The sequence below is a fragment of the Streptomyces thermoalcalitolerans genome, from assembly GCF_039525155.1.
In the GTDB taxonomy this organism is placed as follows: Bacteria; Actinomycetota; Actinomycetes; order Streptomycetales; family Streptomycetaceae; genus Streptomyces; species Streptomyces thermovulgaris.
This window is the reverse complement of record NZ_BAAAHG010000015.1, coordinates 98749-120830: the sequence shown is the minus strand read 5'-3', so window position 1 is coordinate 120830 and position 22082 is coordinate 98749. Positions and strand designations below refer to the sequence as shown.

Genomic DNA, 22082 nt, shown 5'->3' with positions numbered 1-22082 from the left:
CCGCCCGTACCGGACCGGCGGCCGCCTGTGCCGGACCGGCGGCCGTCCGGGCCTCGATGGCCCGCAGAACGGCCACCATGTCCTCGTCGCCGTGTCCGAGCGACACCGTCTCCTCGAACAGGGCGTGGCACACGTCCAGCAGCGGGGAGGCGGTGCCGGACGCACGGGCGGCCTCGGCGATCAGCCGGTTGTTCTTCAGTACGTCGAGGACGGCCGCCTGCACGTCGAAGTCCCCTGCCAGCAGCTTGGGCGCCTTCATCCGGGAGACCGGGCTGGCCATCGGGCCGGCGTCCAGGACGTCGAGGAGCAGACGCCGGTCGAGCCCCTGCCGCTCGGCGAAGTGGAACGCCTCGGTGAGCCCGGTCACCAGTGTGATCAGGAACAGGTTCACCGACAGCTTCATCAGCAGCGCGTCCGGCACGGGACCGCACACGAACGTCTCCTGGCACAGAGGGGCCAGCAGCGGCCGTACGGCCTCCACCGCCCGCTCCTCGCCGGCGAGCATCGCCACCAGCCGGCCGTTCTCCGCCGGGACGCGGGAGCCCGAGACGGGTGCTTCGACGTAACTCCCGCCCGCGGCCCGCACGTCGGCCTCCAGGGCACGTGAGTACGCGGGCGAGGTGGTTCCCATGTGGACGACCACCCGCCCGGCGACCCGGGCGGCGAAGTCCGGGCCGCCCCGGCCGAGAACGGCGTCGATCGCGGGGCCGTCCGCCAGCATCAGGAACACCACGTCCGCCCGCGCGAACACCTCACCGGGATCCGCGGCCACCTCGGCGCCGGCCGCGCGCAGGGGAGCGGTGCGGGAGGCCGTGCGGTTCCACACGACGAGGGGGGTGCCGGAGCGGGCCAGCCGGAGCGCCATGGGCTGCCCCATGACTCCGAGCCCGATGAAACCAACATTCACGAGGACCGCCCTGAGTTCGGGACCGCGTTATGACGGCCGTCATAGTAGCGGCGATTATGACAGTGGTCATAGGGTGAGGTGCGCAGCAGGGCACACAGCATCGGGAGGCCGACGATGACGGGGACCGAGCGGGGGCCGCGCGAGCGGATGGTCTTCAGCGCGGCCCAGCTGATCCGGCGTGACGGTGTGGGCGCGACCGGCATGCGGGATGTCGCCGCCCATGCCGGCGCGCCGCGCGGATCCCTGCAGCACTACTTCCCGGGCGGCAAGGAACAGCTGGTCAACGAGGCGGTGGCGTGGGCCGGCCGGTATGCCGGCAAGCGGATCGCCCGCTTCATGGCGGGGATGAGCGAACCGACGCCGAGCGGGCTGTTCGCCGCGATGGTCCGGCAGTGGACCGACGAGTACGAGACGGCCGGCTTCCTCTCCGGATGCCCGGTCGTCTCGGCCACGGTGGACTGCGTCTCGTCCGCCCCCTCGACCCGGGAGGCGGCCGCCGCAGCGTTCGCGACCTGGCGGAAGCCGGTGGCCGAGGCCCTGACCGGCATGGGAGTACCGGCCGAGCGGGCCGAGTCGCTCGCCACGCTGATGATCAGTGCTCTGGAGGGGGCCATCGTCATGGCCCGCGCCGAGGGAGGCGTACGTCCCCTGACGACCGTGGCCCGCGAACTGGGCCCGCTCCTCGACGCCGCGCGTGAGAGCTGATGCCGGGCCGTGCCGCGAGGCACGCGGTGCGAACCGCCACGCCTGCGGCCGATGCCGGCAAGCCGCTGCGACGGCCGGGCGGCACACCGCGCACCGGCGGACCCGGCTCAGCCCCTCTTCGCTTCTCTCACCCCGCCTTCTCCGCCGTCTTCGCGGTCTTCCCCGCCTCCGGCCTCTCCAGCTCCACGGCGTGTCCGCCGAACTGGTTGCGCAGCGCGGCGACCATCTTCATCTGCGGCGAGTCCTCCTGGCGGGAGGAGAAGCGCGCGAACAGGGCGGCGGCGACGGCCGGCATCGGCACGGCGTTGTCGATGGCGGCCTGCACGGTCCACCGGCCCTCGCCGGAGTCCTCCGCGTAGCCGCGCAGCTTCTCCAGGTGCTCGTCCTCGTCGAGGGCGTTCACGGCGAGGTCGAGCAGCCAGGAGCGGATGACGGTGCCGTCCTGCCAGGAGCGGAAGACCTCACGGACGTTGTCCACGAAGTCGACCTTCTCCAGCAGCTCCCAGCCCTCGGCGTAGGCCTGCATGATCGCGTACTCGATGCCGTTGTGGACCATCTTCGCGAAGTGGCCCGCGCCCACCCTGCCCGCGTGGACGAAGCCGTACGGTCCCTCGGGCTTGAGCGCGTCGAAGATCGGCTCCAGCCACTGGATGTGCTCCTTGTCGCCGCCCACCATCAGTGCGTAGCCGTTCTGCAGGCCCCACACCCCGCCGGAGACGCCCGCGTCGACGAAGCCGATGCCCCGCGCGTGCAGCAGCTTGGCGTGCTTCTCGTCGTCCGTCCACCGGGAGTTGCCGCCGTCGACGACGATGTCGCCGGGCTTGAGCAGGGCCGACAGCTGGTCGATGACGGAGTGGGTGGCCTCACCGGCCGGGACCATCACCCAGACCGTGCGCGGCGACTCGAGCCGGTCCACGAGCTCGACCAGGCTGTCCACGTCGGAGCGTGTGGGGTCGCGGTCGTAGCCGACCACGGTGATGCCGGCCTTGCGGAGACGCTCCCGCATGTTGCCGCCCATCTTGCCGAGGCCGATCAGGCCCAACTGTATCGATGCCATGTCAGCTCACTTCCTCAGAGTGCGGTCCGCGGCCACGAGGGCGGCGGTGGACGGGGTGCCGGGCATGTCAGACGGTCTCCTCAAGGGCCCTGAGGTCCTTGCCGCGCAGGGCGACGGCGTACATGTCGTCGGCGTCGAGGCGGCGCAGCTCCTCGGCGATGAGCTCCGACAGGGGGCGGACCTTCAGCGCGAGGGTGCGCGACGGCTGGCCCGGCAGGGTCAGCGTGGCCAGCGGGCCCTTGGGCCGGTCGAGGACGATCTCGCCGTTGTCGGTGCCCAGCCGTACGGCCGTGACCAGCGGGCCGGCGGAGACCACGCGGTCGGCCTTCACCGTCAGCCGGGCCTCCAGCCAGCGGGCCAGCAGCTCCGCGCTCGGGTTCTCCGCCTCGGCCTCCACGGCCGCCGAGGTCACCTTCACCGGGGCCTGGTCCAGGGCCGCGGCCAGGAGCGAGCGCCAGGGGGTGAGCCGGGTCCAGGCGAGGTCGGTGTCGCCGGGGGTGTAGAAGCGGGCGCGGGTCTCCAGGACCTCCAGGGGGTGCTCGACGGCGTACAGGTCGGTGATCCTGCGCTGGGCCAGCCTGCCCAGCGGGTCCGTGGAGGGGTTGTCGGGAGCGTCCGCCGGCCACCACACGACCACGGGGGCGTCGGGCAGCAGCAGCGGCAGCACCACCGAGTCGGCGTGGTCGGACACGTCGCCGTAGGTGCGCAGCACGACCGTCTCGCCGCTGCCGGCCTCGGCGCCCACCCGCACCTCCGCGTCCAGCCGGCAGCTCGTCCGGTCCCGCAGGGTGCGGGCGTGCCGCCTGATCACGACCAGCGTGCGCGAGGGATGCTCGTACGAGGCCTCCTCGGCGGCCTTGAGCGCGTCGTAGGCGTTCTCCTCGTCCGTGACGATGACCATCGTCAGGACCATGCCCACGGCGGGTGTGCCGATGGCACGGCGGCCCTGGACCAGTGCCCTGTTGATGTCACCCGCGGTGATGTCGGTCAGATCGATCTTCATGGCCTGCGCCAGCTCCGTCCGTCTCGTGCGAGCATCTCGTCGGCTTCCGCGGGCCCCGGGGCCCGCCGGGTACTGGGCCGGCCTGCCGTGTTCGCCCCAGTACGCCTCGATCGGCCGAGGGTTCCCCAGGACTCTTCCACTTCCTGGCGGCGGAGGAACCGGTCGGCGTCACCGGGCAGCATGTCCGGGACGGGAAAGGCGAGAAATTCGTACGCTCGGGGGCCGGACCCCGTGAAGGACCTGGCGCGGACGAGGTGCGGTGACGCGTTCCGGGTCTCCAGGTCCCTCCGGAGCCGGGCCGGACGGTCATGCCCCTGTCCGGGCGGCCGTCCGTGCGGCCGCGGATCACGACGGTGCTCCCGGCCGGTTTCCCCGCGGCCCCGTGCATCCTCTGCGCGGAGCCCCGGTCCTCCCCGGCGTCGGCGTGCGGCCGGTCGGCCGAGTGGGGCCGGACGGCCGAGCAGGGCCGGTCGGCCCGGTCGGCCCAGTTGGTCCGGTCGGTCCGGTCGGTCTTGTGGGCCGCGGCGGCCGGCGGTCCCGGGCTCCGCGCGGCGGCCTCACCCGTTCGGCGGAAGGCACGACCGGGGCGAGCACGGTGGCCGGCTCGGCGGGTCTGCCGGTCATACCGCGTCCCCTCCGTTCCCTCCATCCCCTCTGCCCCTGCTATCCCCTCCAGCCCCTCCAGCCCCTTCATCCACGTCGTCCCTCCGTCCGCTCCCTCGTTCGCCTCGTCCCCGGGCAGCCGTGCGGCCTCGTCGCAGGAGGCCACCGGCCGCTCGGCCACCGCCGGGCCGGTGCGGGCCGGTGAGCCGGACCGGCGAGTGCCGCGGTAGCGAGTACCGCGAAACGGTCATGATCATGCAGACGGCACGACAACGGGGCCCCACGCGTGTGCGTGGAGCCCCGAAATGTCGAACTGGTGTCCGATCGGGTGTTCGGCTGGTGACTGTCAGTGGCCGAAGTTGAACCAGTTGACGTTCACGAAGTCCGCCGGCTGACCGCTGGTGAAGGTGAGATAGACGTCATGGGTGCCGGTCACCGGGCTGATGTTCGCGGGGATCGTCCGCCAGGACTGCCAGCCGCCCGTGTTGGCCACGGCGAAGCTCCCGATGGGGGAGTTGCTGCGGCTGTCCAGCCGCACCTCGACCAGCCCGCTGACCCCCTGGGGCGCGCCGCTGGCGACGCGGGCGTAGAACTGCCGGGCCGGGGTGGAACCGAAGTTGACGCCCTTGTAGAGCGCCCAGTCGCCGTTCGCGAGCGCGCCGATGTTCTGGCCGCCGCCGGTGTCGGTGGTCGACTCGGTCATCACGCCGCTCTGGCCGTCGAAGGACTCGGCCTGGATGGGGCTGTAGGCGTCACGGTTGCCGGGCTGCGGCGTGGGATCGCTCCCGCCGCCGGAGGACTGGAGCACCTGCACATAGTCCACGACCATCGGGTGGCCGGGCTGGGTGCCGCTGTCGGGACCGCCGCCGAACGCCGCGGGGAAGCCGCCGCCCATGGCCACGTTCAGGATGATGAAGAAGCCGTGGTTGGTGGCGTTGGCCCAGGTCGTCGGGTCCATCTGGTTGGCCCGGACGGTGTGGAAGTTGACCCCGTCGAGGTAGAAACGGACCTCCTCGGGGCTGGTCGACCTGTCCCACTCCAGCGCGTAGGTGTGGAAGCCCGCCTGGCAGGTGGTGCCGGTGCACGACGTCGAACCGCTGATGCCCGTGGTCTCGTTGCACGGCCCGTTGGGGTTGACACCGCAGTGCATGGCCGCCCAGGCGGTGTTGAGACCCTGGACGTTCTCCATGATGTCGAACTCGCCGACGGCGGGCCAGTTGTAGTAGTTGCCCCGGTAGGGCCCGCCCAGCATCCAGAAGGCGGGCCAGTAGCCCTTGGCGGCGGCGCCGGTGACGTTGGGCAGCTGGATACGGGCCTGCACGCGCAGCTTGCCGCCGGCCGGGGGCTGGAAGTCGGTGCGCCTGGTCTCGATGCGGCCGGAGGTCCAGTTGCCGGCGGCGTCCCGGCGCGGGGTGATGTGCAGATTGCCCTGACCGTCCAGGGAGACGTTGCTGGTGCTCGAGGTCATCGTCTCGACCTCGCCGGTGCCCCAGTTGGGAGGACCGCCCGGGTACGAAGTACCGGTGGCGTACTGCCAGTTGTTGGTGTTGACACCGGACCCGGCGGGGCCGTCGAAGTCGTCGAGGAAGACCTGCGTCCAGCCGGACGGGGGTGTGGGGGCGGAGGCGCTCGCGGGGGGAGCCGCGGTGAAGGCGACGGCCGCCGCCAGGCCGAGTGCGCCGAGAGCGGAGACGAACGCACGCCGCACGGAGCGCCGTCTGCGACAGACGCCGACGGGTGCGCCGGAGGATTTACTCATGGGGGGAAGCCTCTCGGGTGGGGAGTGGGTACGCGAGAGCCTTGCGGGGGAGCGCACGGGGAGGTTTTTGAGAGCGCTCTCACGCGAGGTTGCGCCGCCAATGTGCTCCCGACTGCTGCGGCCGTCAAGAGTTAAAACAAAGAAAGTCCTTGCAGAGCACGGGAGTTCAGCTGATGAAGGCGGAGATTTCCGTGTTGTCCCCGGAGGACTCGAGGACTGGGCCCCGGAGGATGGAAGAGTAGGCAGCGGGGCGGAACCCCGCCCCACGGACACAGCCCGGAACGGCGCGAAAGGGACAAGGGACAGACGTGAGGCTCACCATCCTCGGCGGCGGGGGATTCCGCGTACCGCTCGTCTACGGCGCACTCCTCGCCGACCGTGCCGACGGGCGGGTGACGCATGTCGTCCTGCATGACGTGGACACGGCCCGGCTGACGGCCATCACCCGGGTGCTGGCCGAGCAGGCCGACGGGGTGCCGGACGCGCCCGAGGTGCGAGTCACCACCGATCTGGACGACGCGCTGCGCGGCGCCGACTTCGTGTTCTCCGCGATCCGGGTCGGCGGGCTCGAGGGGCGGGTGCACGACGAGCAGGTGGCGCTCGCCGAGGGGGTGCTCGGGCAGGAGACGGTCGGCGCGGGCGGCATCGCCTACGGACTGCGTACGGTGCCCGTGGCCGTCGACATCGCCCGGCGGGTGGCCCGCCTCGCGCCCGAGGCCTGGGTCATCAACTTCACCAACCCGGCCGGCCTGGTCACCGAGGCGATGTCCCGTCACCTCGGCGACCGGGTCATCGGCATCTGCGACTCGCCGGTCGGCCTCGGCCGCCGTATCGCCCGGGTGCTGGGCGTGGACCCGCGCCGGGCGTGGATCGACTACGCCGGTCTCAACCACCTCGGCTGGGTGCGCGGTCTGCGTGTGGCCGGGCGCGACGAACTCCCGCGCCTGCTCGCCGACCCCCACCTGCTCGGCTCCTTCGAGGAGGGCAGGCTCTTCGGCGCGCAGTGGCTGCGCTCGCTCGGCGCGATCCCCAACGAGTACCTGCACTACTACTACTTCCACCGCGAGGCCGTACGCGCCTACCAGCAGGCCGGGAAGACCCGCGGCGCCTTCCTGCGCGACCAGCAGGCCCGCTTCTACCAGGAGGCGAGGAACCCGGACACCTCGGCACTGGCCGCCTGGAACCGCACCCGGGCCGAACGCGAGGCCACCTACATGGCCGAGAACCGCGAGGCGGCCGGGGCGGGGGAGCGGGAGGCCGACGACCTCTCGGGCGGCTACGAGAAGGTGGCCCTCGCCCTGATGCGGGCCATCGCCCGTGACGAGCGCACCACGCTGATCCTCAACGTCCGCAATCGCGGCACCCTTTCCGTGCTGGACTCCGAGGCCGTCGTCGAGGTGCCCTGTCTGGTCGACGCGAGCGGCGCGCACCCCGTCTCGGTGGATCCGCTGCCCGGTCACGCCACCGGGCTGGTCTGCGCGGTGAAGGCGGTCGAGCGCGAAGTGCTCGCGGCGGCCGAGTCGGGCTCCCGTGCGACGGCGGTGAAGGCCTTCGCGCTGCATCCGCTCGTCGACTCGGTGACCATTGCCCGTCGCCTCGTCGACGGCTACATCGCCGTCCATCCCGGCCTTGCGTATCTGACGTAGGCGCAGGGCGCAGGGGGCGTGCGTAGAGGGTGTGCAGGGGTGTACGCGGGCCGGTCGGTCGCTCCCCCGTTCGGCGACCGACCGGCCCGGTTCCCCCGTGGTCCCCCCCTGGTTCCCCCGTATTGGCTCCCCCGTGGCCCCCACACTTGAGAACCACTGTTCCGGGTCCTGATACACCCTGGACGAAAAAATCTTGGAAAGAGGCCGGGACCTTCACCATGACGCCATCTCACCCGGGCCCTCACCGGGCGCCAACCACCCTGCTGAACAGGCGTGTTGATCTCACGCGGCGGCATCCGGCACGGGCCGCCCGCCATGCCCGCCCCGGCGGTCGCCGATCCTCTGCCGCGGGAGCCCGTCGCCGCGAACTCGTCGGCTGCCGACCCCCGCGGAGCCGACCCCCGCCGGACCCGGACGCCGACGGCGGAAGACGGCCCGGAACCGCCCTCCGGCCACCCGGGACTGCCCTCTTCCTTCGAGCCGGTGAAGCCCCGGACAGACCCCCGGACGAGAGCCGTAGGAAAGTTACGGACAGCGGCACAAAGGTGACACGGAGAAGAGCGGTGATCATGCGCATACTCGTCACGGGCGGGGCCGGGTTCATCGGGTCGCAGTTCGTCCGGGGACTGCTGACCCGGGGCACCGACCAGGTGACGGTGCTGGACGCACTGACCTACGCGGGCAACCCGGCCAACCTCGCGCCGGTCGCCGACCGCCCCGGCTACACCTTCGTGCACGGCGACATCCGGGACGCCGGCACCGTCGACGAGGTGATGCCGGGACACGACGCCGTGGTCCACTTCGCCGCCGAGTCGCACGTCGACCGGTCGATCACGGGCGCCGCGCCCTTCGTCTCCACCAATGTGCTCGGCACCCAGGTGCTGCTGGACGCGGCCCACCGGCACGGCGTGGCACGCTTCGTGCACATCTCGACCGACGAGGTGTACGGCTCGATCGACGAGGGCGCCTGGACGGAGTCCCAGCCGCTCGCGCCCTCCTCGCCCTACTCCGCGTCCAAGGCCGGCGCCGACCTGCTGGCCCTGGCCTACCACCGGACCCACGGCATGGACGTCGTGATCACCCGCTGCTCCAACAACTACGGCCCGTACCAGTACCCGGAGAAGCTGATCCCGCTGTTCGTCACCCGCCTCCTCGACGGCGGACGTGTCCCGCTGTACGGCGACGGCGGCCACATACGCGAGTGGCTGCACGTCGAGGACCACTGCCGGGGGGTGGAACTGGTCCTGCACAAGGGACGGCCCGGCGAGATCTACCACATCGGCGGTGGAACGGAGTTGACCAACCGCGAGCTGGTGGACCGGCTGCTCGCCGCCTGCGGGGCCGACTGGAGCAGGGTCGACCACGTCGCCGACCGCAAGGGGCACGACCGCCGGTACGCCCTGTGCAGCGACAAGATCCGGGACGAGCTGGGATTCGTACCGCAGGTCGACTTCGAGACGGGGCTGGCACAGACGGTGGCCTGGTACGCGGAGCACCGGGAGTGGTGGTCACGGCACGCCGACCGGTGACGGGGCGGGTGCACCGCTCCCTGTCCGGCACCAAGTCCCTCCGCACGCGTCGACCACCCCGGACCGCGGCCGGCACGGGTCGCCCTTGTCCTGCCGCCGCCCGATGTGCTCTTGTGGTGCCCGTCGTACGGGCGACCAAGGCGACCAGGACGGCCGGGGCGACCAAGGCGGCCGGAGGCGAGAGATGACGGGGCGAAAGGTGACGAAGTGACGGGGGAGGCCGGAGTCCGGTGATCGAGGAGCTGCTCCCGGACTCGGTGGTGGCCGTGGAGACGTACGGCGACGAGGAGACCGACCGTGCCCCGCTGTACCCCGAGGAGCGGGCACTGGTGGCGCGGGCGGTCGACAAACGCCGACGCGAGTTCACCGGCGTGCGCGCCTGCGCCCGCCGCGCCATGGAGAAGCTCGGCGTGCCGCCGCAGCCCGTCCTGCCCGGTGAGCGAGGGGCTCCGCGCTGGCCGGACGGGCTGACCGGCAGCATGACCCACTGCGACGGCTATCGTGCCGCCGCCCTGGCCCGCACCACCGACCTGGCCTCCCTCGGCATCGACGCCGAACCCCACGCCCCGCTGCCGGAGGACGTGCTGCCCACCGTCGCCCTCCCCGCCGAGCAGCGGCGTCTGGCCGACCTGGCCGTGCTGCACCCGGACGTGCACTGGGACCGGCTGCTCTTCAGCGCGAAGGAGTCCGTCTACAAGGCGTGGTTCCCGCTCACCGGCGCGTGGCTGGACTTCATGGAGGCGGACATCGAGATCCGCACCGCCGCGGGCACCGGCCGGCACGGCGGCTTCCGGGCGCGGCTCCTGGTGCCGGGCCCGCTGGTCGGCGACCGACGCCTCGACTGCTTCGAGGGACGCTGGACCGTCGGGCGGGGCCTGGTGGCCACCGCGGTGACGGCCCCGCACCCCTGACCGGGTGACGGTCCCGCACCTCCGAGCGGTTCACGCGCACGGACACCAGGGTGCCGCTCCGCACCCGCGAGGACGGAAGAGGCCGACCGGTTCACGCACGCGGGCACCAGTGGTGCAGCAGACGGAAGAAGTCCTCCTCGTTGCCCGCCAGGCCCGCGCGGGCCAGGGCCTGTTCCGCCTCGGCGAGCACGGCGGGCGGCACCACCCTGGGCCGGACGCCGTCCGGGACACCGTCGAACGCGGCGCGCACGGTGCGCAGAAGCCGTGCATACGCCTGGACGGCGGCACGTTCGTGGTCGGTCGGTACGGCGGTGGACATGCGTCGCTCTCCCCGGTCTCGGCACCACACGGTCGCGCCCCCGGTCCCCGGACGACGCATGTGCCCCCGTACGACGACGCCCTTGTGACGACGCCTTCGTACGACGGCGGCACGCACCCCAGCGTGCCACCTCCCACCGACAACCCCGCACCCGGCACCACATCCCCGCTCGGCGCAGCTGGACCCGGCGGTACTTCCGCTCCCCGGGTGCCGGCACCTTGGATGGGCGGGTGCGTCAGGGGAACCCATGCGCTTGCGCCAGGGCCCCATGCGCTCGGACTCCGGATACCGCCCGACGGCACACCCGCCCCGGCGGTCCCCGCCTACGAACGCCCCCGGCCCGGACCCTCTCCTTCCACGCGTCGCCCCAGATAGCCCAGCGACGCCTCGATCCGGCCGGCCAGATGGTTGCGCTGCACCGGGCCGCGCAGGGACGAACCCGCCAGCCACGTACGGCACTTGCTGGCGAGCAGAAGGCCGAAGCGCTCGGCTTCCTCCTCCTCGGCCAGGTCGAAGTGACTGCGTGCGGCGGCCCTGTGCACGACCGCCTGAAGGTCCGCGCCCTCCTCGAGCAGACGGGCGGCGACGCCGACACCGTCGACGTCGTGGCTGCTGTGGCCGGCCTGCATGTGCCACAGCTCATGGCCGAGGATCACCAGCTGGTGGTCGGGGGCGGTGCGCTCCTCGACCAGGATCAGGTCCTGGTCGCGCATGTCGAGCCACAGCCCGCTGGCGGTCCCTGGCGGGAAGGCGGCCGTACGGAAGCGGACGGGCCGTCCGCGGCGCCTGCTCATCGCGTCGCACAGCGCGGTGCACAGGTCGGCGGGCTGGGCCGGCGCCGGCAGCGTCAGCTCGTCGAGCAGCTCGGCGCACAGCCGGCGCATGTTCCTGCCGATGCCCATGCCTCTCCCCAGCATCACGACTCGGGCCGCTTGACGCTCTCCAGAAGCATGTCCAGCCACTCGGCGACCTTGTGCCGGTGCTGGTCGGTGGGCAGCTGCGCGGCCCGCCACGCGATCCCGCGCACTCCGTGGTTCTGCAGCAGCCGCTCCAGCGGGTCGTCGGGTTCCGTCTTCTCCGCCTCCCGCTCGCGGTCGGCGAGCCGCTGGAGCAGTTCCTGCTCGATGCGCTGCAGAGCACCCGCCAGCGCCTCGGGGTCCTCGGCCGTGAGGAACCCGGCGTGCACCCGGAAGAAGCGCTGAATGGCGTCGCAGTGCTCCATCGTCGGACGCCGGTCGCCGTTGATCAGCGCGCCCGCCTGCTGCCGCGACATGCCCGCGCCGTCGGCGATCTCCTGCTGGGTGTAGCGGCGTCCGTTGGGCTTGAGCCGGGTGCGGCGCAGCAGGTCCAGCCGCTGCAGGAACCGGGCCTGCACATCCGGCTCACCCGCGGGCCGGCCGCTCAGCAGTGCCTTGATCACCGGCTCCGGCACGCCGCAGGACACGGAGAGGCGGCCGACGTCGAAGACCTCCTCCCGGGGTACACCGAGCCGGTCGGCAAGTGCGGTGACGCGTGCGACGACGGCCGACAGCATGGCCGGCGCCGTGGCGTCCGGACCTTCGATGCCATCCGTCACCGACAGATCTCCTACGTCTCTCACGGGCTTCTCACGGATTTCCCACAAAGACGGTGTGCCGTGAACTTGACGGAGACTAGCGGTAGTTCGAACTCACATCCAGGTCTCGCCACAACTGTGGCCAATTTCAGCCGTCAAGCGGCATGAAATGCCACGATAGTTGACATGACCGCGGGTGAACACCAGGATCAAGGCGCCGCGTGAAGGCCGCAGAGGCATAAGGGGTGACCTCCCGATGGCACATCAGGCAGGAGGGCAGCGGTCGGCGCCGCGGCCCGTCCCCGTCCGTCCCGAGGCGCAGGAGTACCTGCGGGACTACGCCAGGTTCCTGGAGGCCGTCTCCTTTCCTTCTCTCGTCGTCGACCACCGCTGGGACGTGGTGCTGACCAACAGCGCCTTCACCTCGCTCTTCCGCGGCATCGGCCCGCACCCGACGGCCATGCCGGACGACAACTTCCTGCGCTTCGTCCTCTTCCACCCGGACGCGTGCACGGTCCTCGGCGAGCACGAGTCGCGCTGGTGCCTGCCGATGCTGGCCCACTTCGCCGAGGCCGTGGAACGGTACGGCCACGACCACGAACTGCAGGCCATCCGCCGGGACATCGCCGAGGACCCCATCATGGAGGCCGCCTACCGGCAGGGGCTGCCGCACTGGATCCGCGCGGTCGGCGAGACCGCCGCGGCGTCCGACGGCGCGATCCGTCCCCTGCTGCACCCCGATCCGCGCTGGGGCGCCACCGAGTGCCGCATCATCGAGGAGACCCCGGCCACCCTGCGCGACCTCGGCTACACCCGTCTCACCCTGGTGCTGCGCGAGACCCGCCGCCCCCGCCGCACCGCCGCGGCCCCGCGCAGGCCCCGCCGCTCCCGGCGCGGCTCCGGCCACCTCACCGTGGTCCCCACTCCGGAGTCCTGACCCTCACCGGTCGTCGCCGGTCATCGTTACGCAAACAGCTTGCATTTCTTGCGCTATTCTTGCGCTCATGGCGCGGCGACTTGCGGAAGTGGCGAAGAAGGTCGGGGTCAGCGAGGCCACGGTCAGCCGGGTGCTCAACGGCAGACCCGGGGTCTCCGAGGCCACCCGGCAGGCGGTGCTCTCCGCACTGGACGTCCTCGGCTACGAGCGCCCCACCCAGCTGCGCGGTGAGCGCGCCCGGCTGGTCGGGCTGGTGCTGCCCGAGCTGCAGAACCCGATCTTCCCGGCCTTCGCGGAGGTCATCGGCGGGGCCCTGGCCCAGCTCGGTCTCACCCCCGTGCTGTGCACCCAGACCAAGGGCGGCGTGTCCGAGGCGGACTACGTCAGGCTGCTGCTGCAGCAGCAGGTCTCCGGAGTCGTCTTCGCCGGGGGACTGTACGCGCAGGCGGACGCCCCGCACGACCACTACCGGCTGCTGGCCGACCGCAACATCCCGGTGGTGCTGATCAACGCGGGCATAGAAGACCTCGGTTTTCCGAGCGTGTCCTGCGACGACGCGGTCGCGGTGGAGCAGGCCTGGCGGCATCTTGCCTCCCTCGGGCACGAGCGGATCGGCCTCGTCCTCGGCCCGGAGGACCATGTGCCCTCCGCGCGCAAACTGGCCGCGGCGCGCACGGTCGCCGGCGGGCTGCCGGAGGAGTTCGTCGCGCGCGCCATCTTCTCCATCGAGGGCGGCCACGCGGCCGGCGCCCAGCTCATCGACCGGGGAGTCACCGGCTTCATCTGCGCCAGCGACCCGCTCGCCCTCGGCGTGGTCCGGGCCGCCCGCCGCCGCGGACTCGGCGTCCCCTCGCACATCTCGGTCGTGGGCTACGACGACTCCGCGCTGATGAACTGCACCGAACCGCCGCTGACCACCGTGCGGCAGCCCATCGAGTCGATGGGCAAGGCCGCGGTGGAGCTGCTCAACGCCCAGATCAGCGGAAGCGCCGTACCGGCCGACGAGCTGCTGTTCGAGCCGGAGCTGGTGGTGCGCGGATCGACCGCGCAAGCTCCCCGCCCTGAGATGCTCTGAAGATTCGATCTGCTGTCAAAAAATTTCAATCTCTGCGCGATATCTTGCGCAGAGCCGTCGTCGGTGCTTGAGTGTGCGGCGCTCACCGCTCCTGTCCCTGCCCAAAGGGGGCCACCGATGAGAAGCACCGGGTTCCGCCATGCCGTCGCCGCGATCGGCCTCTGCTCCCTGCTGTTAACCCTGACGTCCTGCGGGGCGGACGACGACACCTCCGCCGACGGCAGGACCCGAATCACGGTCAACTGCCGGCCGCCCCAGAGCGCCAAGGTCGACCGCAAGTTCTTCGACGAGGACGTCGCCGCCTTCGAGAAGCAGAATCCCGACATCGACGTCGTCGCGCACGACGCCTTCCCCTGCCAGGACCCCAAGACGTTCGACGCCAAGCTCGCCGGCGGCCAGATGGAGGACGTCTTCTACACCTACTTCACCGACGTCAAGCACGTCGTCGACACCGGCCAGGCGGCCGACATCACCCCCTACGTCAAGGAGCTGAAGAGCTACCGCACCATCCAGAAGCAGCTGCGCGACATCTACACCGTCGACGGCAGGATCTACGGCGTCCCGCGCACCAGCTACTCGATGGGCCTGATCTACAACAAGAAGCTCTTCGCCAAGGCCGGACTCGACCCCGACAAGCCGCCCCGGACCTGGGCGGAGGTCCGCACCGCCGCCAAGAGGATCGCCGCGCTGGGAGGCGGCGTCGTCGGCTACGCCGACTACAGCGCCCAGAACCAGGGCGGCTGGCACTTCACCGCCGAGCTGTACTCCCAGGGCGGCGACGTCGTCAGCCCCGACGGCAAGAAGGCCACCATCGACACCCCCGAGGGCCGCGCCGTCCTGCGGAACCTGCACGACATGCGCTGGACCGACAACTCCATGGGCAGCAAGCAGCTGCTGGTCATCAACGACGTGCAGCAGATGATGGGCTCGGGCAGGCTCGGCATGTACCTCGCCGCCCCCGACAACATCCCGATCCTGGTCAAGGAGAAGGGCGGCGACTACAAGGACCTCGCCCTGGCCCCCATGCCCGGCGGCAAGGCCACCCTCGTCGGCGGCGACGGCTACATGTTCCACAAGAAGAGCACCCCCGCCCAGATCCGCGCCGGCCTGAAGTGGCTCGACCACATGTTCCTCACCCCCGGCAAGGGCTTCCTCGGCGACTACGCCCGCGCCAAGGCGCACGACGCCCCCGTCGGCCTGCCCGAACCACGCCTGTTCACCGGCGCCGCCGACGCCGAGGACCAGCGGGTCAAGAAGGCCAACGCCAACGTTCCCGTGGAGAACTACCAGGCCTTCCTCGACGGCAACCGGACCCTCCGGATGAAGATCGAGCCGCCCCACGCCCAGCAGATCTACTCCGTGCTCGACGGAGTCGTCTCCGCCGTCCTCACCAAGAAGGACGCCGACATCGACCGGCTCCTCAAGGACGCCTCCGACAAGATCGACGGCATTCTGGCCCGGGGCTGACCGATGACGACGAAGACGGCCGAGCGGCGGCCCGCCCCGGCGACCGCCGCCCACCCGGTGCAGGCGCCGCCCCCGTCAAGGGAGCGCAGGCGGCGCCGCCTCGCCGAACAGGCCCACGCCTACGCCTTCCTCCTGGGCGGCCTGATCTGCTTCGCCCTGTTCTCCTGGTACCCGGCGATCCGCGCGGTCGTGATCGCCTTCCAGAAGTACACCCCCGGCCAGGCACCCCAGTGGGTCGGCACCGCCAACTTCACCCGCGTCCTGCACGACCCCGAGTTCGGCGCCGCCTGGCGCAACACCCTCGTCTTCACCCTGCTCGCCCTGCTGATCGGCTTCGCGATCCCGTTCGTCCTGGCCCTCGTCCTCAACGAGCTCCGCCACGCCAAGGCCTTCTTCCGGGTCGTCGTCTACCTGCCCGTGATGATCCCGCCCGTGGTCAGCGCCCTGCTGTGGAAATGGTTCTACGACCCCGGAGCCGGCCTCGCCAACGAGGTCCTGCGCGCCCTGCACCTGCCCACCTCGAACTGGACCAACGGCGCCGACACCGCCCTGGTCTCCCTGGTCGTCGTCGCCACCTGGGCCACCATGGGCGGCACCGTGCTGATCTACCTGGCCGCTCTGCAGGCCGTCCCCGGCGAGCTGTACGAGGCCGCCGAACTCGACGGCGCGAACCTGCTGCAGCGCATCCGGCACGTGACCGTTCCGCAGACCCGTTTCGTGATCCTGATGCTGATGCTCCTTCAGATCATCGCGACCATGCAGGTGTTCACCGAACCCTTCGTCATCACCGGCGGCGGCCCGGAGAACGCCACGGTCACCGTGCTCTACCTCATCTACAAGTACGCCTTCCTCTACAACGACTTCGGCGGCGCCTGCGCCCTCAGCGTCATGCTGCTCGCCCTGCTCGGACTCTTCTCGGCCGTCTATCTGCGGCTGACCCGCTCCGCTTCCGGTGAGGAGGCCGCATGAGCACCCGTACCCTCGTCTCCCCGGCCGTCCTGGCCCGCCCGCGCGGAAAGGCCGTCTACTGGACCGTCTTCACCGCGGTCGTCCTGCTCTTCGCGCTGGCCTTCCTCTTCCCCGTCTACTGGATGGTGACCGGCGCGATGAAGTCGCCCGACGAGGTGGCCCGGACACCGCCCACGCTCCTTCCGGAGCACTGGCACCTCGGCGCCTACGCCGACGCCTGGGAGCTGATGCGGCTCCCGCAGCACCTGGGGAACACGGTCGTCCAGGCCGCCGGCGCCTGGGCGTTCCAGCTGGTGTTCTGCACGGCCGCCGCCTACGCCCTGTCCAGGCTGAGACCGGTCTTCGGCAAGGTGATCCTCGGCGGCATCCTCGCCACCCTGATGGTCCCGGCGCAGGCCCTGGTCGTACCGAAGTACCTGACCGTCGCCGACCTGCCGCTGATCCACGTCAGCCTGCTCAACGACCCCCTCGCCGTCTGGCTGCCGGCCGTCGCCAACGCCTTCAACCTCTATCTGCTCAAGCGGTTCTTCGACCAGTTGCCGAGGGACGTGCTGGAGGCCGCGCAGATCGACGGCGCCGGCAAGCTGCGCATCCTGACATCGATCGTGCTGCCGATGTCACGGCCGGTGCTCGGCGTGGTGTCGATCTTCGCGCTGGTCGGCGTCTGGCAGGACTTCCTGTGGCCGCTGATGGTGTTCCCCGACACCGCCAAGCAGCCCATCAGCGTGGCCCTCGTCCAGCTGTCGCAGAACATCCAGCTGACCGTGCTCATCGCCGCCATGGTGATCGCCAGCATTCCGATGGTCGCGCTCTTCCTCGTCTTCCAGCGGCACATCATCGCCGGGATCAGCGCGGGCGGCATCAAGGGCTGACACCATCCGTCCCTTTCCCCGTCCCTTGCTCCTCACCCTCACCGCGACAGACCACCGTGACAGAAAGGCAGGCACCGTGGGACAGCCCACCCACGCCCGAAACGGCCGGGACGACACCGACTGGTGGCGCTCCGCCGTCATCTACCAGGTGTACGTGCGCAGCTTCGCCGACGGCGACGGGGACGGCACCGGCGACCTCGCGGGCGTCCGCTCCCGGCTGCCGTACCTCGCCGGACTCGGCGTGGACGCCCTGTGGTTCACCCCCTGGTACCTCTCCCCGATGAAGGACGGCGGCTACGACGTCGCCGACTACCGCACCATCCATTCCGCCTTCGGCACCCTGGCCGAGGCGGAGAAACTCATCGCCGAGGCACGGGAGCTGGGCATCCGCACGATCGTCGACATCGTGCCCAACCATGTCTCCGACCAGCACCCCTGGTTCCGCGCCGCCCTCGCCGGCGGCCCCGAGCGCGAACTGTTCCACTTCCGCCCCGGACGCGGGGCGCACGGCGAACTCCCGCCCAACGACTGGACGTCGCAGTTCGGCGGCCCGGCCTGGACCCGGGTGCCCGACGGCACCTGGTACCTGCACCTGTTCGCCCCCGAGCAGCCCGACCTCAACTGGGCCCACCCGGCCGTCCGCCAGGAGCACGAGGACGTCCTGCGGTTCTGGTTCGAACGCGGTGTCGCGGGCTTCCGCATCGACTCGGCCGCCCTGCCGGCCAAGGACCCCCGCCTGCCCGACTTCGTCGAGGGCCGCGACCCGCACCCGTACGTCGACCGCGACGAACTCCACGACATCTACCGCTCCTGGCGCCGGGTCGCCGACGAGTACGGCGGTGTCTTCGTCGGCGAGGTGTGGCTGCCCGACAGCGAGCGCTTCGCCCGCTACCTGCGCCCCGACGAACTGCACACCGCCTTCAACTTCTCCTTCCTGTCCTGCCCGTGGGACGCCGCCCGGCTGCGCACGTGCATCGACGACACCCTCGCCGAGCACGCTCCCGTGGGCGCCCCCGCCACCTGGGTGCTGTGCAACCACGACATCACGCGCACCGTCACCCGCTACGGCCGCGCCGACACCGGCTTCGACTTCGCCACCAAGGCCTTCGGCACCCCCACCGACCTCGCCCTCGGCACCCGCCGGGCCCGCGCCGCCGCCCTGCTCTCGCTCGCCCTGCCCGGCGTGGTCTACCTCTACCAGGGCGAGGAACTCGGCCTCCCCGAGGCGGACATCCCCCTCGACCGCATCGAGGACCCGATGCACTTCCGCTCCGGCGGCACCGACCCCGGCCGCGACGGCTGCCGGGTCCCGCTGCCCTGGGCGGCCGGGGAACCGTACGCCGGTTTCGGCTCCCGGCAGGAACCCTGGCTGCCGCAGCCCGCCGACTGGCCCGGCTACGCCGTCGACCGGCAGCTGTCCGACCCGTCCTCCATGCTCCGCCTCTACCGTGAGGCGATCCGTCTGCGGCCGGTCTTCGGCACCGCCCCCCTGACCTGGCTGCCCGCCCCCGACGGGGTCCTCGCCTTCACCCGGGCCGACGGCACGGCCTGCGTCGTCAACCTCTCCGCCGCCCCCGTCGACCTGCCCGGACACACACGCCTCCTGCTGAGCAGCGGCCCCCTGGACGACCAGGGCCGCCTTCCGCAGGACACGGCGGTCTGGCTGCACACCTGAAGCCCACGCAGCCGGGCCGCCGGACCGCACCGCGCTATCCCCGTACCCCACACGAAGGGATCAGCACATGCACGGCACCCGCAACGCCAGACCACTCAGGCGCATACCGGCCCTCGGCGCGACTGTCGCCCTCGCGGCCGGCATGCTCGTCGCCCTCGGAGCACCCACCGCCCACGCGGCGGCCGGGGCCACTCTCCCCTTCACCTCGGTCGAGGCCGAGTCCGCCGTCACCAACGGCACCAGGATCGGACCCGACTACACCCAGGGCACCCTCGCCTCCGAGGCCTCCGGACGCCAGGCCGTCCGGCTGAACCCGGGACAGCGCGTGGAGTTCACCGTGCCCCGCGCCGCCAACGCCCTGAACGTCTCCACCAGCGTCCCCGACGGCCAGTCCGGCACGCTCGACGTGTACGTCAACGGCACCAGGCTGTCCAGGACCCTCGCGGTCACCTCCAAGTACTCCTACGTCGACACCCCCTGGATCCCGGGCGCGAAGACCCACCACTTCTACGCCAACAGCAGACTGCTGCTCGACCGGAACCTCCAGCCGGGCGACAAGGTCGCCCTCCAGGCCACGAACGTCCAGGTCACCGTCGACGTGGCCGACTTCGAACAGGTCCCGCAGGCCGCCGGCCAGCCCGCCGGATCGGTCTCCGTCACCTCCAAGGGCGCCGACCCCACCGGCCGGAACGACTCCACCCAGGCCTTCCGGGACGCCATCGCCGCCGCCCAGGGCGGGGTGGTGTGGATCCCGCCGGGCGAGTACCGGCTGACCTCCTCCCTGAACGGCGTCCAGAACGTCACCCTCCAGGGAGCGGGCAGCTGGCACTCCGTCGTCCGCACCTCCCGCTTCATCGACCAGCAGCAGTCCTTAGGAGGCGTCCACATCAAGGACTTCGCGGTCATCGGCGAGGTCACCGAGCGCGTCGACTCCAGCCCCGACAACTTCGTCAACGGCTCCCTGGGGCCGAACTCCTCCGTCTCCGGCATGTGGCTCCAGCACCTCAAGGTCGGGCTGTGGCTGACCGGCAACAACGACAACCTCGTCGTCGAGAACAACCGCATCCTCGACACCACCGCCGACGGCCTCAACCTCAACGGCACCGCCAGGGGAGTGAAGGTCCGCAACAACTTCCTGCGCAACCAGGGCGACGACTCCCTGGCCATGTGGTCGCTGTACAGCCCCAACACCAACAGCAGCTTCGAGAACAACACCATCTCCCAGCCCAACCTCGCCAACGGCATCGCCATCTACGGCGGCACCGACCTCACGGTGAGGAACAACCTGATCCTCGACACCAACGCCCTGGGCAGCGGCATCGCGATCTCCAACCAGAAGTTCCTCGACCCGTTCTTCCCGCTGGCCGGCACGATCAGGGTCGACGGCAACACCCTGGTGCGCACCGGCGCGATGAACCCCAACTGGAACCACCCCATGGGCGCGCTGCGCGTGGACTCCTACGACAGCGCCCTCAACGCCACCGTCATCATCACCAACACCACGATCACCGACAGCCCGTACAGCGCCTTCGAGTTCGTCTCGGGCAGCGGCCAGGGACACCCGGTCAGAGGCGTCACCGTGGACGGCGCGACCGTGCGCAACACCGGTACGGTCGTGGTGCAGGCCGAGACACAGGGCACGGCCACCTTCCGGAACGTCACCGCCACCGGCGTGGGCGCGGCGGGCGTGTACAACTGCCCCTACCCGCCCGGCTCCGGCACCTTCACGCTGACCGACGGCGGCGGCAACGCGGGCTGGGACAGCCTCTGGTCGGACTGCTCGACCTGGCCGCAGCCCGGCCAGGGCAACCCCGACCCCGACCCGGACCGCAACCTCGCCCAGGGCCGCCCCGCCACCGCCACCGGCTCCCAGGACGTCTACACGCCCGGCAAGGCGGTCGACGGCGACGCCTACACCTACTGGGAGTCCACCAACCACGCCTTCCCGCAGTCCTGGACGGTCGACCTCGGCTCCCGGCAGGACGTACGCCGGCTGGTGCTGAAGCTGCCGCCGCTGCCGGTCTGGGGCGCGCGCACCCAGACCATCACCGTGCAGGGCAGCACCGACGGCTCGGCGTACTCGACCGTGGTCGGCTCCCGGGACTACCGCTTCGACCCGGCGACCGGCAACACGGTCACCGTGTCCCTGCCGAGCGGCACCAGCCTGCGCTGGCTGCGGCTGACGGTCCACGCCAACACCGGCTGGCCCGCCGGACAGTTCAGTGAGGTGGAGGTGTACCGGACTCCGTGACCGCCGGCGCCGCAGGTGCCCCGCGCTTCGCCGCCTGGATCTGCTCGTACACCCGGGTCCGCAGCTCGGCGAAGCGCGGGGCCACCCGTGTGCGCACCTGGTCCCGCTCGTCGGGCAGGTCGACCTTAAGCTGCTCCTGGACGACGGTGGGGGAGGCGGACAGGACGATCACCCGCTGGCCGAGGTAGACGGCTTCGTCGATGTCATGGGTGACGAACAGGACCGTGATGCCCCGCTCCCGCCACAGCCCCCGCACCAGGTCCTCCAGATCGGCCCGGGTCTGGGCGTCGACGGCTGCGAACGGCTCGTCCATCAGCAGCACCTCCGGCTCGTACGCCAGCGCCCGCGCGATCGCCACCCGCTGCTGCATCCCGCCCGACAGCTGCCACGGATAGGCCCCGGCCGCATCCGCGAGCCCGACCGCGGCGAGCGCGTCCGCGACCAGCTCCCTCCGCCGGGACCTGCTCAGACCCTTGTACTTGAGGGGGAGTTCGACATTGGCGCCGACCCGCATCCAGGGAAAGAGGCTGCGGCCGTACTCCTGGAAGACGAACGCCATGCCGGGCGGCGGCCCGGTCACCCGCCGCCCCGCGAGGACGACCTCGCCCGCCGTGGGCGCGAGCAGCCCGCCCACGCACTTCAGCAGGGTGGTCTTGCCGCAGCCGGACGGGCCGACCAGACAGACCAGCTCCCCGGCGCCGACGCCGAAGGTCAGCTCGCGTATCGCCTCCACCCGCCGGCCGGACCCCTCGTAGACCTTCCGCAGACCGGACACTTCGACAAGCGCGTGCGCGGACCGCATGGACCGCCCTTTCGACCGCATGGACCGCCCTTTCGGATGC

20 protein-coding genes are annotated in these 22082 nt (G+C 71.2%); 11 read left to right on the top strand and 9 right to left on the bottom strand.

All coding sequences use genetic code 11. The features are described 5' to 3' along the window. The coding region (locus ABD224_RS12165) for an NAD(P)-dependent oxidoreductase (protein WP_344049477.1) at positions 1–907 on the bottom strand (907 nt) is incomplete at its 3' end. Positions 908–1021: 114 nt separating this feature from the next. Here ABD224_RS12165 and ABD224_RS12160 point away from each other — a divergent pair. Beyond that, the gene (locus ABD224_RS12160; RefSeq protein ID WP_344049476.1) at positions 1022–1612 is read left to right on the top strand and encodes a TetR/AcrR family transcriptional regulator; all 591 of its coding nucleotides are present in this window, start codon (positions 1022–1024) and stop codon (positions 1610–1612) included. A gap of 127 nt (positions 1613–1739) precedes the next feature. Here the strand turns inward: ABD224_RS12160 and gnd are convergent, their stop codons facing one another. The 4 genes from gnd to ABD224_RS12140 form a co-directional block, all read right to left on the bottom strand. After that, the gene (gene gnd / locus ABD224_RS12155; protein WP_344049480.1) at positions 1740–2660 is read right to left on the bottom strand and encodes a phosphogluconate dehydrogenase (NAD(+)-dependent, decarboxylating); all 921 of its coding nucleotides are present in this window, start codon (positions 2658–2660) and stop codon (positions 1740–1742) included. Positions 2661–2736: 76 nt separating this feature from the next. After that, the gene (opcA, locus tag ABD224_RS12150; RefSeq protein ID WP_344049475.1) at positions 2737–3672 is read right to left on the bottom strand and encodes a glucose-6-phosphate dehydrogenase assembly protein OpcA; all 936 of its coding nucleotides are present in this window, start codon (positions 3670–3672) and stop codon (positions 2737–2739) included. Then, positions 3669–3953: a hypothetical protein gene (locus ABD224_RS12145; protein ID WP_425580962.1), complete on the bottom strand. Its 285-nt coding sequence runs from the start codon at positions 3951–3953 to the stop codon at positions 3669–3671. Before ABD224_RS12145 ends, opcA begins: the two co-directional genes overlap by 4 nt. Before the next feature lie 668 nt (positions 3954–4621). Continuing rightward, positions 4622–6034, bottom strand: a complete 1413-nt coding sequence (locus ABD224_RS12140; protein ID WP_344049474.1) for a glycoside hydrolase family 16 protein — start codon at positions 6032–6034, stop codon at positions 4622–4624. A 308-nt stretch (positions 6035–6342) separates the two neighbouring features. Between ABD224_RS12140 and ABD224_RS12135 the strand changes: the two genes are divergently transcribed. The 3 genes from ABD224_RS12135 to ABD224_RS12125 all read left to right on the top strand — a co-directional run bounded on the left by ABD224_RS12135 (position 6343) and on the right by ABD224_RS12125 (position 10120). Then, the gene (locus ABD224_RS12135; RefSeq protein ID WP_344049473.1) at positions 6343–7680 is read left to right on the top strand and encodes a 6-phospho-beta-glucosidase; all 1338 of its coding nucleotides are present in this window, start codon (positions 6343–6345) and stop codon (positions 7678–7680) included. Between the two features lie 569 nt (positions 7681–8249). After that, positions 8250–9209, top strand: a complete 960-nt coding sequence (rfbB, locus tag ABD224_RS12130) for a dTDP-glucose 4,6-dehydratase (protein WP_344049472.1) — start codon at positions 8250–8252, stop codon at positions 9207–9209. Positions 9210–9439: 230 nt separating this feature from the next. Further along, on the top strand, positions 9440–10120 hold the full coding sequence (locus ABD224_RS12125) for a 4'-phosphopantetheinyl transferase family protein (protein WP_344049471.1): 681 nt from the start codon (positions 9440–9442) through the stop codon (positions 10118–10120). 91 nt (positions 10121–10211) lie between these two features. On the opposite strand, the gene ABD224_RS12120 is transcribed toward ABD224_RS12125, so the two are convergent. The 3 genes from ABD224_RS12120 to ABD224_RS12110 form a co-directional block, all read right to left on the bottom strand. Continuing rightward, positions 10212–10439: a hypothetical protein gene (locus ABD224_RS12120; protein WP_344049470.1), complete on the bottom strand. Its 228-nt coding sequence runs from the start codon at positions 10437–10439 to the stop codon at positions 10212–10214. Positions 10440–10762: 323 nt separating this feature from the next. Beyond that, positions 10763–11323, bottom strand: coding sequence for a toxin-antitoxin system, toxin component (locus ABD224_RS12115; protein ID WP_344049479.1), 561 nt, complete (start codon positions 11321–11323; stop codon positions 10763–10765). Between the two features lie 32 nt (positions 11324–11355). Further along, entirely contained in the window at positions 11356–12015 is a 660-nt protein-coding gene (locus ABD224_RS12110) for a helix-turn-helix domain-containing protein (protein ID WP_344049469.1), read from the bottom strand. A gap of 235 nt (positions 12016–12250) precedes the next feature. Between ABD224_RS12110 and ABD224_RS12105 the strand changes: the two genes are divergently transcribed. From ABD224_RS12105 to ABD224_RS12075, 7 genes are all read left to right on the top strand, one after another. Beyond that, positions 12251–12931 carry an MmyB family transcriptional regulator gene (locus tag ABD224_RS12105; protein WP_344049468.1) on the top strand — a complete coding sequence of 227 codons (681 nt, stop codon included), beginning with the start codon at positions 12251–12253 and terminating at the stop codon, positions 12929–12931. 67 nt (positions 12932–12998) lie between these two features. Continuing rightward, complete coding sequence (locus tag ABD224_RS12100; RefSeq protein ID WP_344049467.1) at positions 12999–14006, top strand: LacI family DNA-binding transcriptional regulator; 1008 nt, start codon at positions 12999–13001, stop codon at positions 14004–14006. 117 nt (positions 14007–14123) lie between these two features. Beyond that, the gene (locus ABD224_RS12095; protein WP_344049466.1) at positions 14124–15473 is read left to right on the top strand and encodes an ABC transporter substrate-binding protein; all 1350 of its coding nucleotides are present in this window, start codon (positions 14124–14126) and stop codon (positions 15471–15473) included. A 3-nt stretch (positions 15474–15476) separates the two neighbouring features. Then, the gene (locus ABD224_RS12090) at positions 15477–16442 is read left to right on the top strand and encodes a carbohydrate ABC transporter permease (RefSeq protein ID WP_344049465.1); all 966 of its coding nucleotides are present in this window, start codon (positions 15477–15479) and stop codon (positions 16440–16442) included. Beyond that, positions 16439–17314, top strand: coding sequence for a carbohydrate ABC transporter permease (locus ABD224_RS12085; protein ID WP_344049464.1), 876 nt, complete (start codon positions 16439–16441; stop codon positions 17312–17314). The genes ABD224_RS12090 and ABD224_RS12085 overlap by 4 nt, the downstream gene beginning before the upstream one ends. Positions 17315–17390: 76 nt before the next feature. Beyond that, positions 17391–18989 carry a glycoside hydrolase family 13 protein gene (locus ABD224_RS12080; protein ID WP_344049463.1) on the top strand — a complete coding sequence of 533 codons (1599 nt, stop codon included), beginning with the start codon at positions 17391–17393 and terminating at the stop codon, positions 18987–18989. 67 nt (positions 18990–19056) lie between these two features. Next, positions 19057–21240 carry a discoidin domain-containing protein gene (locus tag ABD224_RS12075; RefSeq protein WP_344049462.1) on the top strand — a complete coding sequence of 728 codons (2184 nt, stop codon included), beginning with the start codon at positions 19057–19059 and terminating at the stop codon, positions 21238–21240. Here the strand turns inward: ABD224_RS12075 and ABD224_RS12070 are convergent. Beyond that, a complete protein-coding gene (locus ABD224_RS12070; RefSeq protein ID WP_344049461.1) occupies positions 21209–22042 on the bottom strand; it encodes an ABC transporter ATP-binding protein in 834 nt (277 codons plus the stop codon). The two genes, ABD224_RS12075 and ABD224_RS12070, sit on opposite strands and share 32 nt — an antisense overlap. Between the last annotated feature and the right edge of the window lie 40 nt (positions 22043–22082).